Below are 14,853 nucleotides of genomic sequence, written 5' to 3'. Positions count from 1 at the left end.
CAAGCTCCAGTCTGTTTCCGGGTGTATGTCTTGCCGGAAATCCGTCAGACCTCTTCGGGCCAGTACAGACGCATCGGGTTGTCCACCAACAGCTTTTGCTGCAGCTCAGCCGTGGGCGCGATATGCGGAATGAAGTCCACCAGCAGACCGTCGTCGGGCATGTGGTTTTTCAGGTTGGGGTGTGGCCAGTCGGTGCCCCACAGCACGCGGTCGGGGAATTCCTCGACCACGCGACGCGCAAACGGCACCACGTCCTGATAGGCGTTTTGCTCACCATCGAGCGCATTGGGGCCGGTGACGGACAGGCGCTCAGGGCAGGAAACCTTGCTCCACACATTCTTGTGCTCGCGCATGAACTTCAGGAACAGAGCGAACTCTTCGCTGTCCACGCCTTTTTCCACATTGGGGCGGCCCATGTGGTCCACCACCACCGTCGTGGGCAGCGCGGTGAAGAAGTCCCACAGTTCTGGCAGGTCCACGGCTTCAAAGTAGATCACCACATGCCAGCCCAGTTTGGCAATACGGCCAGCGATTTCCATCAGCTCGTCCTTGGGCGTGAAGTCCACCAGACGCTTGACGAAATTGAAACGCACGCCGCGCACGCCTGCGTCATGCAGCTCTTGCAGCTCGGCATCGCTGATGGAACGCTTGACAGTGGCCACGCCACGCGCCTTGCCGCCCGAGGCCTTGCAGGCATCGACCATGGCGCGGTTGTCCGCACCGTGGCAAGTGGCCTGCACCACCACATTGCGTGCAAAACCCAGGTGGTCACGCAGCGCAAACAGCTGGGCCTTGCTGGCGTCGCAAGGGGTGTACTTGCGCTCGGGCGCAAAGGGGAATTCACTGCCGGGGCCGAATACGTGGCAGTGCGCATCGACAGCGCCCGCAGGCAGCTTGAACTGGGGCTTGCTGGGGTTGGCGTACCAATCCATCCAGCCTGGAGTCTTTTCAAATTGGCTCATGTTTGAATCCTTTTGGCTGGATGCCCGCACGCAGCAAGGGCACCCTGCTCCTGATTTATTAGTCGATGTACTTGAGACCGGCGGCGGCCAAAGGCTCGCGCATCTTGTACATGTCCAGGCCCAGAATGCCGCTGGCCAGCTTGGCGCGCTTTTCGCCTTCAAAGCTTTCGCGCTTTTGCGCGGCAGCCAGAGTTTCAGCAGCACGGGCGGCGGGCACGCAGACCACACCGTCGTCGTCGGCCACGATCACGTCGCCGGGCGTGACCAGCATGCCAGCGCAGACGATGGGAATATTGACCGAGCCCAAGGTTGCCTTGATCGTGCCCTTGGAGGAGATAGCTTTGCTCCACACGGGGAAGTCCATTTCCTGCAGCGTCTTCACATCGCGCACACCGGCGTCGATGATGAGGGCGCGGGCACCACGGGCCTGGAAGCTGGTGGCCAGCAGGTCGCCAAAGTAGCCATCGGTGCATTCGGCGGTGACAGCAGCGACCACGATGTCGCCGGGCTGAATCTGCTCGGCAGCCACGTGCATCATCCAGTTGTCGCCAGGCTGCAGCAGCACGGTGACTGCCGTGCCGGAAACTTGCTTGCCCGCGTAGATGGGGCGCATATAGGGCTTGAGCAGACCGACGCGGCCCATGGCCTCGTGCACGGTGGCAGAGCCCAGGGCAGCCAGGCCGTCAGCAGCAGCGCGATCGGCGCGCTGGATATTGCGGTAAACAACTCCCAGTTCGTACATGGAAATACCTCTTTGCTTAGACGTTGTTGAATCTAAAAAGTGAGCTGGTAGCGCTTTTATTTCTTGGGCTCTGATGTGTTTTTTTCTTTAAAAACAAGGCAGATCAAGCGCCAGCAGCTCTTCTTTTCTTCAATGAATTACAGACCCTTGGCCTTCAAGGCCTTGTCCAGGCGCGTGAACACGCGGCGGGCATTGCCTTCATAGACAGCATGCTTTTCGTCGGCCGTCAGGTTCTGCGTGGCTTCGATGTAGCGCTTGGTGTCGTCGTAGTAATGGCCGGTCTGCGGGTCGATACCGCGCACGGCACCAATCATTTCGCTGGCGAACAAAATGTTCTTGGTGGGGATCACTTCCGTCAGCAGGTTGATGCCGGGCTGGTGGTACACGCAGGTGTCGAAGTAGATGTTGTTGAGCAGATGCTCTTCCAGCAGCGGCTTCTTCATCTCTTGCGCCAGACCGCGGAAACGGCCCCAGTGGTAAGGCACAGCGCCGCCGCCATGGGGAATCAGGAACTTCAGGGTCGGGAAGTCCTTGAATAGATCCGAAGTCAGGCACTGCATGAAAGCGGTGGTGTCCGCATTCAGATAGTGGCTGCCCGTGGTGTGAAAGCAGCTGTTGCAGCTGGTGGAGACGTGGATCATCGCGGGGATGTCGTACTCCACCATCTTTTCGTAGATGGGGTACCAGCTCTTGTCAGACAGCGGGGGCGAAGTCCAGTGGCCGCCCGAAGGATCGGGGTTCAGATTGATACCGACGTTGCCGTACTGCTCCACGCACTTGACCAGCTCAGGGATGCAAGTCGCGGGGTCCACGCCAGGCGACTGGGGCAGCATGGCAGCGGGAATAAAGTGCTCGGGGAACAGCTCACTGACGCGGAAGCACAGCTCATTGCAGATCGCGGCCCAGGTGCTCGATGTCTGGAAGTCACCAATGTGGTGGGCCATGAACGAGGCACGGGGGCTGAAGATGGTCAGGTCCGAGCCGCGTTCCTTCATCAGGCGCAGCTGGTTGGTTTCAATGGTCTCGCGGATCTCGTCGTCGCTGATCTTCAGGTCAGCCGCCGAAGGCGTCTTGCTCGGATCCTTGAGGCCGGCGATCTGCAGATCGCGCCATGCGCCAAGTGCAGCAGGTGCCGTGGTGTAGTGACCGTGTACGTCAATAATCATGAAGAAACCCCTCTTGAAACTTGGAAATCAACAGTTGACTGGATGGTCGGCCACTGCGGGCCGACCGCTATTTGAAAAACTCCGCTAAGGACTTGGAGACTTAGCGTTCAGACTTGGGGCTGGCCATCTGCTTGATGACCAGCGCCGCTGCGGCGATCAGGCCGGGAATGGCAACCACGGTAAAGATCTGGCTGAAACCCAGGTTGCGCACCGTCAGCTCAGCCACCAGGAAGGAGCCAGCAATACCGCCAAAGCGGCCAATGCCCAGCATCCAGGCCACACCGGTGGCGCGGCCACTGGTGGGGTAGTAAGCAGCAGCCAGTGCAGGCATGGACGACTGGGCGGTGTTCATGATGGTGCCGGCCACAAAAACCGAAACCACCAGCCAGCCCAGGTTGCCAGCCTCCTGGCCAATCCACCAGATCGAAACCGCTGTCAACGCATAGCCCACGGCAATGATGCGGTTGGCGTTGAAGCGATCCATCAGCCAGCCGAAGAACACGGCACCCACGCCGCCCAGCGGGAAGAGCGCAGCCACCAGCGTGGCGGTCTTTGGGTCCAGGCCGCCTTCCTTGAACAGCACAGGCATCCAGTTCATCAGCGCATAGAAGATGACCAGACCCATGAAGTACGCAATCCACAGCATGATGGTGCCCACGGCGTATTGCTTGGACAGCACCACGCCCATGCCGCTCTTGCCTTCAACCGTGGCTTTGTTCTCGGTCATGACGAACTTCTGCACGCTTGCCACGGCATTGCCCGCAATGCGCGCCAGCGGCTTGCGAATGCGGTCTGCCGAGTAGCCCTTGGCCACCATATAGCGAACAGACTCAGGCAGCAGCAGCACCAGCAAGACCAGCAGCAGCATCGGAGCAATACCGCCCAGATGCAGCACACTGCGCCAGCCAAAGTGGGGAATCATCCACGCGGCCAGAAAGCCACCGAAAGCGGCGCCTAGCGGGAAGCCACAGAACATGGCGTTGGTAATGGTGGCGCGGCGGTTTTCCGGGCAGTACTCGCTCATCAGCGTCACGGCATTGGGCATGGCAGCGCCCAGGCCCAGGCCGGTCACAAAGCGCCAGGCCGTCATGCTGGTCAGGTCATGCGTGTAGCCGGAAGCCATGCAGGCCACGGCAAACACCGCCACCGAGCCCACCAGCACGGCCTTCCGGCCAAATTTGTCGGCCAGGGGGCCGGAGCACATGGCACCACCGGCCAGGCCAAACAGCGCGGCACTCAGCACCGGGGCCAGATCAGGCTTGGCCACGCCCCACTCGGCAATCAGCGAGGGAGCGATATAGCCGATGGCAGCGGTATCGAAGCCATCGAGCAAAACGATGAAAAAACACAGGGCGAAGATCACCCACTGGTAACCGGAGAACGGATGATCGTTCAACACGGTCTGCACATTGGCGACCGTCTTGTCGGTTGATTGTTTGCTAGCTTGCGAAGTCATATTTGGTATCTCAGTTGCCTCTCTTTGTCGCCTCTTCACTCCTGTCTCGCGGCTGGCGCCAAAGCCTTGTGGCTCCTGTACGTCTGTCACGAAGGGCTATGACTGCCCTTTTCATGGATATGCTGTCAGCAGTGCCCGGCCCCCGCCTTGCACTGCAAAAAAATCATGCGGGCTCCATGCCCTGGCGGCGCTTGGCCTCGGCCGCTTCGGGCGAAGCCATGAAAGCCAGCAAACGCTGGGCCGCTGCAGCATCCCCCGCGCCGTTCACCACCGCCGCAGAAAAAACCGTATCAATGGCAATCGCCTCAGGCAGCGCGCCCACAATCTGAATGCCTTGCACGTGAATCAGCTCGCTCAGTTGCTGAAAGCCCAGTGCCACCTCGCCCGAAGCCACCATGGAGCCCACAGGCACGCCGGGGCGGGCCTGCACTAGGCGGGGCTTGATCTCTTCGGCAATGCCCCAGCGCTCAAACAGCTTTTGCAGCGCCACGCCGCTAGGCCCTGTCGAAAAGCCCACGCTGGGTGCAGCCAGCACAGCAGCGCGCACGGCGTCTTCTGTGCTGATATCAGGTTGTACTGCCCCTGCAGGCACCGCCACGGCGGTGCTGGAGAGCATCAGGTCCACCTTGCTGCCGGGCAGCACACGGTCTGCCGCCTGCAGTTTGTCAATGGCATTGGAGGCCAGAAAGACCAGATCAAAAGCCTCACCAGCCTGCACTCGCTGGGCTGCGTCCACGCCGCCCACGGATTCGATGTCCACCGCCTCGCCGCCCTGTGCCTGCCAGGCCGCTGCGAGTTCTGCCAGAACCTGGCGGGTTGCCATGGACGAAATGCCCTTCATGCCTGAATCTCCTAGCTGTGCTGAACCCCTGGCGCTGTGCTTCCCAGTTTGAGAGATGCAAGCTGCAGAAATGACATATCTGCAGGCATCCACTCAACATGGCGAAGGGCGCAAAGTCCAAACAATGTGAATAGCATCTATTGTGGCCATGCCCCCGCCCCTTCCCTAGCCATGCACCCGGCTAGCAGCTATACCAGATACACATATCTACCCAGCAGCCCATGCCAGCAGCAAATAACAATGAAACATGAATCAATCGCCCAAATAAAAAAGGCTTTCAGCTATCAATTAAATAGCTAAAAGCCTTGAGTGCTGCAGTTAAGCAACAGAAAATTTAGTGGTTAACCCTAGATTTTCAGATCAGTCGTCATGGCGCCCACGGCCGCGACCCCGGCCATGCCCTTGGTCATCCTCCCGGTCACGTCGGTCCCAGCCACGCTGCTCATGACGGTCACGGCGATCATCCCTGTCCCAGTGCCTGTGGTCGTCACGGTCATCGCGGTCCCAGTGACGCTCTTGCCGAGGTGCAGGCCCGCCACGCCACTGAGGCGGTGCGTCACGCAAAAAGTAAGTGGGGCGACCGCAGGCGTTATAGCGGCCACAGTAACGGCGCCAGTTCTTGGCATGACCGGGCGGCACCCACATATAGACAGGTGGGGCCTGCTGCACCACAGGCCCGCCCCACATGGGCTGCCCATAAAGCAGCGCAGGCGGCGCAGCATTACCAATATTGACCTGGCCATAGACGCCAGGGGCCAGTTGCCCCGAAATGGAGCCGCTGATATAGGCCTGGGCCTGGGCAAAACCTGCTGCACAGGTCAAGGCCAGTGCGGCCACAGCCCGAAACGATGTACGTGATAAATGCATAAGTCGTGGGTAGTTGGACTCATCCTCACTTCTCAACGCAGCGAGGCCTGCCCGAAAGTGCCAGAAGCAGCACTTACCGTCTAACGCGCAAGGCCCTCTTTTGGCTGACAGCCCCAAAGGTGCGGGGGCAGACGCTCACACTTTTTACAACCCGGTCGCAGCTCAGCTGCAACCGGTCTGCATCAGGCGACGGCTTCCTTTTCCTGCAGCAGCCGCCACATCACCTTGCCACTGCCGCTCTTGGGCAAGGCAGTCACAAACTGAACAATACGCGGCGCCTTGTAGACGGCCATATTGTCGTGGCACCACTGCACGATGTCTTCAGCGGTCGTGCTTTCGTGCCCCGCCCGCAGCACCACCACGGCCTTGACCGTCTCACCGCGATAGGCATCTTTGGCAGAGATGACGCAGGCCTCCTGAATTGCCGGATGGCGAAACATCAGCGACTCCACCTCGGCGGGCCAAACCTTGAAGCCGCTGGCATTGATCATGCGTTTGAGGCGGTCGGTGATGAAGAAATAGCCGTCTTCGTCGATTCGCCCCAGATCCCCTGTGCGAAAGAAGCGCTTGCCGTCCAGTTCCATGAAGGCCTGTTCTGTCGCCTCTGGCCGCTGCCAGTAGCCTTCAAACACTTCCGGGCCATTGACGATGATTTCGCCCTGCTCGCCCTGCGCCACTTCTTCCAGCGTGTCCGGGTTGACCACGCGCGCATCCGTGCTCATGAAGGGAATGCCCAGACACTGCTGCTTGGGGTCATCGGGCGGGTTGGAGTGTGAAGGCGCGGCGGTTTCAGTGAGCCCATAGCCTTCGCAAAAGCGCAGGCCATACTGCTCCAGCAAGCGCTGGGCTACGGCCTGAGGCATGGCCGCGCCACCGCCGCCTATGTACTTGAGGCTGGAGAGATCGAACGAGGCGAAATTGGGGCTGCCCAGCAGATCAATCACCATGGTGGGAATATTGGTCCAGGTCGTGACCTGATAGTGCGAAATCAGGCGGCCCGCCAGCTCCCTGTCCCAGCGCGGCATGATGATCAGCGTGGCGCCCATATAGATGGCGCAGTGCAGCACAGAGACCATGCCCGTGATATGAAACATGGGCACCACGCCCAGCACCACGTTTTCGCTGGTGCAATTGCCCCACACCGCCCCGGCAATGGCGTTGTGATTGATGCTGCGATGCAAATGCATGCAACCCTTGGGCTGGCCGGTGGTGCCGCTGGTATAGGGCAGCACAGCAAGATCATCGCGTCCCACCTCATGCGGCGGCGGAGTATCCGTGCAGGCCAGCGCATCACGCCAGGCATGTACCTTTCCGGCATTGAGCACTGCAGGCTCGCGCGCGCTCAGCAGCCAGTCGCGCCAGGACTGAGGCGGCGCATCAATGCCCTGCACATTGGCATCAAAGCCATCGCTGAACTGGGTGACCAGCATATGTTGCAACGCATCAGCGCTGGCCAGCGCATTGCTGGCCTTGCCCAGTTCAGCGGCCAGATCGGCGGTGGTAATGGCAACCCTGGCTCCAGAATCCAGGATGTAATGCTCCAACTCCTGCGCCAGATTCATGGGGTTGACCGGCACCACCACCGCATTGGCGCGCAGGATGGCGTAATGCGCCAGCACCAGCTGCGAGGTGTTTTGCATCAGCAAAATAACGCGGTCACCCTTGCGCACACCAAGCTGATGCAGATAGGCCGCCATTCGAACGCTACCGTCACGCAGTTCGCGATAGCTGGTCCTGCGCCCCAGAAACAGCAATGCCGTCTTGTCCGGGTAGCGACGGGCATTGATATCCAGATTGTCCCAGACGCTGGAATCAGGAACCGTCAGGGATTGAGGCAGCCGCTTGGGCCAGAAAGCATGGTGAGCAAGCATGGTGGTACAGAGCAGATGGAAGAAAACACAGGCGGGCAAGCCCGAAAAAACAGGACAAAGCACTCCAACCCGGGCGGAGCACTTTGAGCGCAAGACTAGGCCTGCACCTGTGTTCAGGCATCCGGGCTGCTCCCTAGATCTGGTCGCGCAGGCGACGCTGGCTTAGGATGTCCGCATGCTCCATGAATCAAGACTTCAGCTCTCTTTGCGTGCCCTGCTTTCCAGCCAGCGCACGGCGGCGCTGGCCGTTCAGCCTTTGGCAGATTTTTCCAGCCCTGCGCAATTGCCAGCCCCGGAGCTGTCCTTTGTTCCCTGGGCCTGGTGTACTGATTTTGCGTGTCTGGTCATTCATGTCAGCGGGCTGGCCAGTCACACCAGCGCCATGCAGCAGCACGCGGCCATCAGCCTGATGATGGTGGCCACTGAAGTGCCCGGTCAGGGCGTGCATGCGCTGGAGCGAGTCAGCATTCAAGGTGTGGCCTCCACCCCACCGCGTGAAAGCGTGCTGTATGAGGCAGCCAGGCGCCGCTATCTGGCGCGCTTTCCCGAGGCAGAGCCCATGACCATGCTGGGCGACTTTCGCTTTATGTGCATCACGCCCAGCAAGGGCAGGCATATTGCGGGCTTCGGCGCGGCGCGAGAGGTTTCCGATCAGGACCTGATTGCCGCCTTCAACCCTGCAGCGCAGACGGATGGACAAGATTGACGTCTGCACAGATATGGCTGTGCAGCGCCTGCATGCAGGCCAATGGCCGCCCCGCCACGGCGGCTCGCACATGGTCTTCCCAGATCTGGCCCTGCTGTTCCACCGAGGCCTGCAGAAACACTTTCAGCATGGCCTGCGCATCATCACAGGCCGAATAGGAATAAGGGTCGTGCCGCAGACACAGTGCCTTGAGCTGCAGCAGCATGGCCTCGCGCGTCACCGCACGCCCTTGCAGGCGCTGCCACTGGTGCAGCAGTTCATGGGCAAAAATTCCAGCTACCGCAGGATGGGACAGGTGCAGCAGCTTGCGCGGGTCACGGCCTTCAAAAAAGCTGGCGGGCAGATAAAGCCTGCCACCATTCATGGACAAGGCCCGCCGTGTATCCCCAATACGCCGCAGATAGATGCGCAAACGCGGCAGCAGTGCATTCAAAGAGGCGCCAAAGAATCGCCGCACAAACGCAACTTCCTCGGGCAATAGCGAACGACTCCAGAACATTCTTTCAGTGTGCCGCCTTTTGCCTGCTCGCTTTCAGACAGCTCTCAAGCCCACCCTGGCATCAGTGGCGTCATGCGCTGGGGCAGGCCCGGCCTCTCAAATTTCGCAGCGCTGGCCCAGTTCCGGCACGGTCACCTGATGGTGCAAACGCTCTCGCAGCAGCGCAGCCAGGGCCTGGGCAGAGTGCTCTTCGCCGTGCACGATAAAGGTCTGCGCTGGCGGCACCTTGAAGGCGCCAGCCCAGTCCAGCAAAGCCTTTTGATCGGCATGGGCCGAGAAGCCACCCAGCGTATGCACACTGGCACGCACATTGACCTCTTCGCCAAACATGCGCACCTGCTTGACGCCATCCACCAGCCTGCGGCCCAGTGAGCCTTCGGCCTGAAAGCCGCAGATCACCACCGCACACTCGGGGCGTGAAAGGTTGTTGTGCAGGTGGTGCAGCACCCGCCCCGCATCGCACATGCCGCTGGCCGAGATGATGACCGCACCATTCTTGATGCGGTTGAGCTTGATGGAGTCCTCCACCTCACTGATGAAATGAATGTGGGCCGATTCCTTGAGCTGCCTGGCGCTGCCCAGCAATTGCTGAGCTTCATCGTCAAACAAGGAAAAATGCTTGAGCGTGATTTCCGTGGCCGCCACCGCCATGGGCGAATCCACAAAAATCTCCACCGGCGGCAAACGGCCCTGCTCGATGAGCTGCATGAAGTGATAGAGCAGCTCCTGCGTGCGCCCCACGGCAAACGCAGGAATGATCACATTGCCATGCGGCGCCGTGCGCGTGACGACATCCACCAGCTCATCCAGTGTGTCGTCGGTGTTCTTGTGCAGCCTGTCCCCGTACGTGGACTCGATCAGCAGCACATCAGCTTCAGCAATCGGTGTGGGGTCGCGCAAGATCACACGCCCCGGCTGGCCCAGATCGCCGCTGGCCACCAGCTTTTTGCTGTGCCCCTTGCCATCGGCCAGCCACAACTCGGCGATGGCCGAGCCCAGAATATGCCCCGCATCCTGAAAGCACAGCTTGACCGAAGGATGTGGCTCGAAGGTCTTGCCATAAGGCTTGGCCTGCACCAGCTCCATCACGCGTGCCACATGGGCCAGGGTGTACAGCGGCTGCCCTTCCCAGGGGCTGCGGTCAGCGCCGTGCTTTTTCGAGTCCTGGTGGTGCCTGGCCGCCCGCTTGGCGTAGCGCTCAGTCTCCATCTGCTGAATATGCGCACTGTCCTTGAGCAGAACATCCAGCAAGTCCTTGCTGGCCAGCGTGCAGTACACAGGCCCCTTGAAGCCGCTTGCGGCCAGCTTGGGCAACAGGCCGCTGTGGTCGATGTGTGCATGCGTCAGCACCACAAAATCAATGCGCGAGGGATCAAAGGCGAACGCCTTGTGATTGTGCTCATCGGCCTCGCGCCCGCCCTGCGCCATGCCGCAATCAATCAGGAAGCGACAGCCGTGCGCCTCCACCAGAAAACAAGAACCTGTAACCGACTGCGCAGCACCGTGAAATGTGATGTTCATGAAGCACTCATTGACGATCCACATGGATCGCCAATGAATCTAGCACCGCCTGAGCCAAACAGCCTGCCCATTGCAGGCAGGCTTGATCTACATCAGTTCTGCAGCTGTGCCCACACCTTGTCCAGCCGCTTGGAACTGACAGGATATGGCGTGCGCAGCTCTTGCGCGAAGAAGCTCACGCGCAGCTCTTCCAGCATCCAGCGGTATTCCTGCATGCGGGCATCCACCGCGCCCTTGCGCTCTGCTACCAAACGCCAGTAGCGCTGCTCCAGCGGCTGCAGCTCCTTTTGCTTGGCGGCGTCACGGGCCGGGTCTGCGCGGTATTTATCAAGGCGCGTGGTGATGGCCTTCAGATAGCGGGCGTAATGGCCCAGCTGGCTCCAGGGGGCCACGGCAATGAATTTCTTGGGCACCAGTTTTGATAGCTGCTCGCCCGCATCCTTGGTCGCTTCCGGTGCGTTTTTAGTGTCCTTGATCTTGCGTGCAGCAGCGGCGTACTCGGTCAGTATGGTGCTGCTCATACGCGCCACTTCGTTGGCAATCAAGGTCAGGCGGCCACGGCCATCCTGCACGCGCTGTTTAAAGTCCGCTTCGTTGGCGGGCAGCGGGTCTTGCAAAAAGGCGCGGTCGATGGCCACATCGATGATCTGGCCGCGCAACTCTTCCTGCGTGCCCAGTGGCATATAGGCCACAGCCATTTTCTGCAGGTCTGGAATGTTTTTTTCCAGGTACTTGAGCGCATCCTTGATCTGCAGCGCAAACAGGCGGCGCAGGCCCACACGGTGCTTGGCGGCTGCGGCTTCGGGCTCGTCAAACACTTCGATGCCGACGCTGTCGCCATGGTCGATCAGCGCGGGGAAGCCGATCAGCGTGGTGCCGCCCTTTTTGATTTCCATCAGCTCGGGCAGCTCGCCAAAGCTCCATTCCTTGTAGCGGGCGTCATGCTTTTGCGCAGGAGATACCGCAGGGGCCGCTGCTTCGGGTCGCGAAACAGGCGCTCCTTTATTTGAAGCAGAAGGTCCGCTATTTTTCTTGACTTCAGGCTGTTTTCCATCCAAATCCGCCTGTTCTGCCACGACGGAGGCCACTTTCAATGACGCAAGCGCCTGGAACGCCCCACGCGCCTTGACGCCCCACTCGGCCTTGAGCGCCCCCAGATTGCGGCCCTGGCCCAGCTGGCGGCCATGCTCGTCCGTGATGCGGAAGTTCATGAACAAATGCGGGCTGAGCATGTCCAGCTTGAAGTCGGCACGCTTGACGTCCAGCGAGGTTTCATCGCGCACCTGCTTGAGCAGTGCGTCAATCAAGCCGCCTTGCAACCAGCGATCGGGCTGAGTAAACAGCTCAGCCAGCCGCGTCGCGCTTTCGGGCAGCGGCACAAAGCGGCTGCGCGGGCGCTGGGGCAGGCTTTTGAGCAGGGCCTGAATCTTGTCCTTGAGCATGCCGGGCACCAGCCATTCAGCACGATCTTCCGACACCTGATTGAGCACAAACAGCGGCACGGTGACGGTGATGCCGTCACGCGCATCACCGGGGCTGTGCAGATAGGTGGCGGTGCAATCCACACCGCCCAGCTTCACGGTCTTCGGGAAGTTGTCGGTAGTGATGCCTGCCGCCTCATGGCGCATCAACTCGTCTTTAGAGAGGCGCAGCAGCTCGGGCTTGGCCTTGCTTTCGGCACGGAACCATTTATCAAATGTGGCGCCGCTGTACACATCGTGCGGCAATTGCTGGTCGTAGAAGGCAAAGATCAGCTCATCGTCCACCAGCACGTCCTGGCGGCGGCTCTTGTGTTCCAGCTCTTCCACCTTGCGCATCAGCTTCAAATTGGCGGGCAGGAAATGCCATTTGGTTTCCCACTCTCCCTCCACCATCGCCTGACGGATGAACAAATTACGCGCTTCGTGCGGATCGACGCGACCATAGCTGACGCGCCGACCGTTGTAGACCACCAAGCCGTAGAGCGTGGCACGTTCCAGCGCCACCACATCGGCCTGCTTTTTGCTCCAGTGCGGGTCCAGCAACTGCTTTTTGAGCAGATGGCCGCCCACCTCTTCCAGCCACTGCGGCTCAATCGCCGCAATGCCCCGGCCATACAGGCGCGAGGTTTCCACCTGCTCGGCCGCCACAATCCAGCGGCCCGGCTTTTTGCTCAGATGTGCGCCGGGGTGCGGGTGGAACTTGATGCCGTGCGCGCCCAGATAGGCTTCGCTTTCCTCGCCCTTGTAGCCAATATTGCCCAGCAGGCCGGACAACATGGACAGGTGCACCGCGTCATACCCAGCGGCCTCGTTGTTCAGCAGCCATTTCTGCTCCTTCACCACTGTCAGCAACTGGCTGTGTGTGTCGCGCCATTCGCGCACGCGGCGGATGTTGATGAAGTTCTGGCGCAGCAACTGCTCCCACTGGCGGTTGCTGATCTTGTGCGTGGCTTCCACCTGCGGCTCGGCCGGGTTAAACAGCGCCAGCCGCTCCTCCACCGTGCCTTCGACCTGCGCGCCCATAGACCCGCTCGTGCGCTGGCTGACGGGCAAGAAGGCCTGGTTGCGCGCCGATGGCTTGGCAGCAGGCTTGTTTTGCGCGGCCATCTCGGCACGCGTCTTGGCCACCACCTTGCCGCCACGCGCATCCATCAGCCATTTCCACAGGCGCAGATAGCCGGTGAATTCGCTTTTGTCGTCGTCAAACTTGGCGTGTGCCTGGTCGGCCTGCTGCTGCGCTTCCATAGGCCGGTCGCGCACGTCTTGCACAGAAAGCGCCGAGGCAATGATCAGCACCTCGGCCACCGCGCCGCGCTCACGCGCTTCCAGAATCATGCGGCCCACGCGCGGATCCAGCGGCAGGCGCGACAGCTCTTTGCCCATGGGCAGCAACTGACCATGGTCATCCACTGCGCCCAGCTCTGCCAGCAGTTGGTAGCCGTCGGCAATGGCGCGGCCCGAAGGCGCTTCCAGAAACGGAAAATGCACCACATCGCCCAGACCCAGCGCCTTCATGCGCAAGATCACCCCGGCCAGCGACGAACGCAGGATTTCCGGGTCGGTGAATTTGTCGCGGCCGTTGAAATCCACCTCGTCATACAGGCGGATGCAGATACCGTTGGCCACACGGCCGCAACGGCCGGCACGCTGGTTGGCGGCAGCCTGCGAAATCGGCTCGACCAGCAGCTGCTCCACCTTGCTACGGAAGGAATAGCGCTTAACGCGCGCCGTGCCTGCGTCAATGACGTATCGGATGCCAGGAACCGTCAGCGAGGTCTCGGCCACGTTGGTGGCCAGCACGATGCGGCGGCCCGTGTGGCCGTCAAAGATGCGGTCCTGCTCGGCCTGCGACAGGCGCGAGAACAGCGGCAGCACTTCGGCACTACGCAGCGTGGGCGAGTTCTGCAAATGCTTGCGCACATGGTCGGCCGCTTCGCGAATCTCACGCTCACCGGGCAAGAAGATCAGGATGTCCCCACCCTTGCCGCCGGCCCACAGCTCGTCCACACCGTCCGCTATGGCGTCGTTCAAATCCTTGTCTTTTTCGCCCTCGAACGGGCGGTAGCGCATCTCCACCGGGTAGGTGCGGCCAGAGACCATGATGACCGGAGCCGGGCCGTCCTTGCCTTCAAAGTGCTTGGCAAAGCGATCGGCATCGATGGTGGCCGATGTCACCACCACCTTTAAATCGGGGCGCTTGGGCAATATCTGCTTGATATAGCCCAGCAAAAAGTCGATGTTGAGGCTGCGTTCGTGCGCCTCGTCGATGATCAGCGTGTCGTAGTTTTTGAGCAGCGGATCGGTCTGTGTCTCGGCCAACAAAATGCCGTCCGTCATCAGCTTGACCGAGGCGCCTTTTTGCAGATTGTCCTGAAAGCGCACCTTGTAGCCCACCACCTCGCCCAGCGGGGTGTTCAGCTCTTCGGCAATGCGCTTGGCCACCGAGCTGGCCGCAATCCGGCGCGGCTGGGTATGGCCAATCAAATGACCGCGCACCTGCCCTTTATCGTCAGGCGTTGCATTGAGCTTGCCGCGCCCCAACGCCAGCGCGATCTTGGGCAGCTGCGTGGTCTTGCCCGAGCCCGTCTCGCCACAGACGATGATGACCTGATGGCGATCCATGGCCTCCATGATTTCCTGGCGGCGGCCAGATACGGGAAGCGACTCGGGAAAGGTGATCTTCAAAGACATAAGGGCTGGGATTATCCCAGCCCTTGGCACTTTGCGCGCTTTCACGGGCG

11 protein-coding genes are annotated in these 14,853 nt (G+C 60.6%); 1 reads left to right on the top strand and 10 read right to left on the bottom strand.

Annotation, left to right across the window (positions count from 1 at the left end; translation table 11 throughout):
- Positions 1 to 44: 44 nt before the first annotated feature.
- The 7 genes from JDW18_RS10490 to JDW18_RS10460 form a co-directional block, all read right to left on the bottom strand.
- On the bottom strand, positions 45 to 962 hold the full coding sequence (locus JDW18_RS10490; RefSeq protein WP_218243548.1) for an amidohydrolase family protein: 918 nt from the start codon (positions 960 to 962) through the stop codon (positions 45 to 47).
- Between the two features lie 58 nt (positions 963 to 1,020).
- Positions 1,021 to 1,704, bottom strand: a complete 684-nt coding sequence (ligK, locus tag JDW18_RS10485) for a 4-carboxy-4-hydroxy-2-oxoadipate aldolase/oxaloacetate decarboxylase (RefSeq protein WP_218243547.1) — start codon at positions 1,702 to 1,704, stop codon at positions 1,021 to 1,023.
- Positions 1,705 to 1,841: 137 nt separating this feature from the next.
- Positions 1,842 to 2,870: an amidohydrolase family protein gene (locus JDW18_RS10480; RefSeq protein ID WP_218243546.1), complete on the bottom strand. Its 1,029-nt coding sequence runs from the start codon at positions 2,868 to 2,870 to the stop codon at positions 1,842 to 1,844.
- Positions 2,871 to 2,970: 100 nt separating this feature from the next.
- Positions 2,971 to 4,326: an MFS transporter gene (locus JDW18_RS10475; RefSeq protein WP_218243545.1), complete on the bottom strand. Its 1,356-nt coding sequence runs from the start codon at positions 4,324 to 4,326 to the stop codon at positions 2,971 to 2,973.
- A 163-nt stretch (positions 4,327 to 4,489) separates the two neighbouring features.
- Entirely contained in the window at positions 4,490 to 5,167 is a 678-nt protein-coding gene (locus JDW18_RS10470; protein WP_246610437.1) for a substrate-binding domain-containing protein, read from the bottom strand.
- 360 nt (positions 5,168 to 5,527) lie between these two features.
- A complete protein-coding gene (locus JDW18_RS10465) occupies positions 5,528 to 6,034 on the bottom strand; it encodes a hypothetical protein (protein WP_218243544.1) in 507 nt (168 codons plus the stop codon).
- A gap of 182 nt (positions 6,035 to 6,216) precedes the next feature.
- A complete protein-coding gene (locus tag JDW18_RS10460; RefSeq protein WP_218243543.1) occupies positions 6,217 to 7,905 on the bottom strand; it encodes a long-chain fatty acid--CoA ligase in 1,689 nt (562 codons plus the stop codon).
- Positions 7,906 to 8,080: 175 nt separating this feature from the next.
- On the opposite strand from JDW18_RS10460, the gene JDW18_RS10455 reads away from it, so the two are divergent.
- On the top strand, positions 8,081 to 8,611 hold the full coding sequence (locus JDW18_RS10455) for a pyridoxamine 5'-phosphate oxidase (RefSeq protein WP_218243542.1): 531 nt from the start codon (positions 8,081 to 8,083) through the stop codon (positions 8,609 to 8,611).
- On the opposite strand, the gene JDW18_RS10450 is transcribed toward JDW18_RS10455, so the two are convergent.
- The 3 genes from JDW18_RS10450 to hrpA form a co-directional block, all read right to left on the bottom strand.
- Positions 8,577 to 9,110: a hypothetical protein gene (locus tag JDW18_RS10450; RefSeq protein WP_218243541.1), complete on the bottom strand. Its 534-nt coding sequence runs from the start codon at positions 9,108 to 9,110 to the stop codon at positions 8,577 to 8,579. The genes JDW18_RS10455 and JDW18_RS10450 overlap by 35 nt on opposite strands.
- A 96-nt stretch (positions 9,111 to 9,206) precedes the next feature.
- Positions 9,207 to 10,631, bottom strand: coding sequence for an MBL fold metallo-hydrolase RNA specificity domain-containing protein (locus JDW18_RS10445; RefSeq protein ID WP_218243540.1), 1,425 nt, complete (start codon positions 10,629 to 10,631; stop codon positions 9,207 to 9,209).
- Between the two features lie 92 nt (positions 10,632 to 10,723).
- On the bottom strand, positions 10,724 to 14,803 hold the full coding sequence (gene hrpA, locus JDW18_RS10440; RefSeq protein ID WP_218243539.1) for an ATP-dependent RNA helicase HrpA: 4,080 nt from the start codon (positions 14,801 to 14,803) through the stop codon (positions 10,724 to 10,726).
- Between the last annotated feature and the right edge of the window lie 50 nt (positions 14,804 to 14,853).

The organism is Comamonas fluminis (assembly GCF_019186805.1).
In the GTDB taxonomy this organism is placed as follows: Bacteria; Pseudomonadota; Gammaproteobacteria; order Burkholderiales; family Burkholderiaceae_C; genus Comamonas; species Comamonas fluminis.
The sequence above is the reverse complement of the archived record's forward strand: the minus strand, read 5'-3'. Positions and strand labels throughout refer to the sequence as shown.

What these genes read in the sequence shown, in the direction of transcription:
- JDW18_RS10490 (WP_218243548.1), bottom strand. Translation starts at nt 962, where the DNA reads ATGAGCCAATTTGAAAAGACTCCAGGCTGGATGGATTGGTACGCCAAC.
- JDW18_RS10445 (WP_218243540.1), bottom strand. Translation starts at nt 10,631, where the DNA reads ATGAACATCACATTTCACGGTGCTGCGCAGTCGGTTACAGGTTCTTGT.
- JDW18_RS10470 (WP_246610437.1), bottom strand. Translation starts at nt 5,167, where the DNA reads ATGAAGGGCATTTCGTCCATGGCAACCCGCCAGGTTCTGGCAGAACTC.
- hrpA (WP_218243539.1), bottom strand. Translation starts at nt 14,803, where the DNA reads ATGTCTTTGAAGATCACCTTTCCCGAGTCGCTTCCCGTATCTGGCCGC.
- JDW18_RS10465 (WP_218243544.1), bottom strand. Translation starts at nt 6,034, where the DNA reads ATGCATTTATCACGTACATCGTTTCGGGCTGTGGCCGCACTGGCCTTG.
- JDW18_RS10460 (WP_218243543.1), bottom strand. Translation starts at nt 7,905, where the DNA reads ATGCTTGCTCACCATGCTTTCTGGCCCAAGCGGCTGCCTCAATCCCTG.
- JDW18_RS10455 (WP_218243542.1), top strand. Translation starts at nt 8,081, where the DNA reads ATGCTCCATGAATCAAGACTTCAGCTCTCTTTGCGTGCCCTGCTTTCC.
- JDW18_RS10450 (WP_218243541.1), bottom strand. Translation starts at nt 9,110, where the DNA reads ATGTTCTGGAGTCGTTCGCTATTGCCCGAGGAAGTTGCGTTTGTGCGG.
- JDW18_RS10480 (WP_218243546.1), bottom strand. Translation starts at nt 2,870, where the DNA reads ATGATTATTGACGTACACGGTCACTACACCACGGCACCTGCTGCACTT.
- ligK (WP_218243547.1), bottom strand. Translation starts at nt 1,704, where the DNA reads ATGTACGAACTGGGAGTTGTTTACCGCAATATCCAGCGCGCCGATCGC.
- JDW18_RS10475 (WP_218243545.1), bottom strand. Translation starts at nt 4,326, where the DNA reads ATGACTTCGCAAGCTAGCAAACAATCAACCGACAAGACGGTCGCCAAT.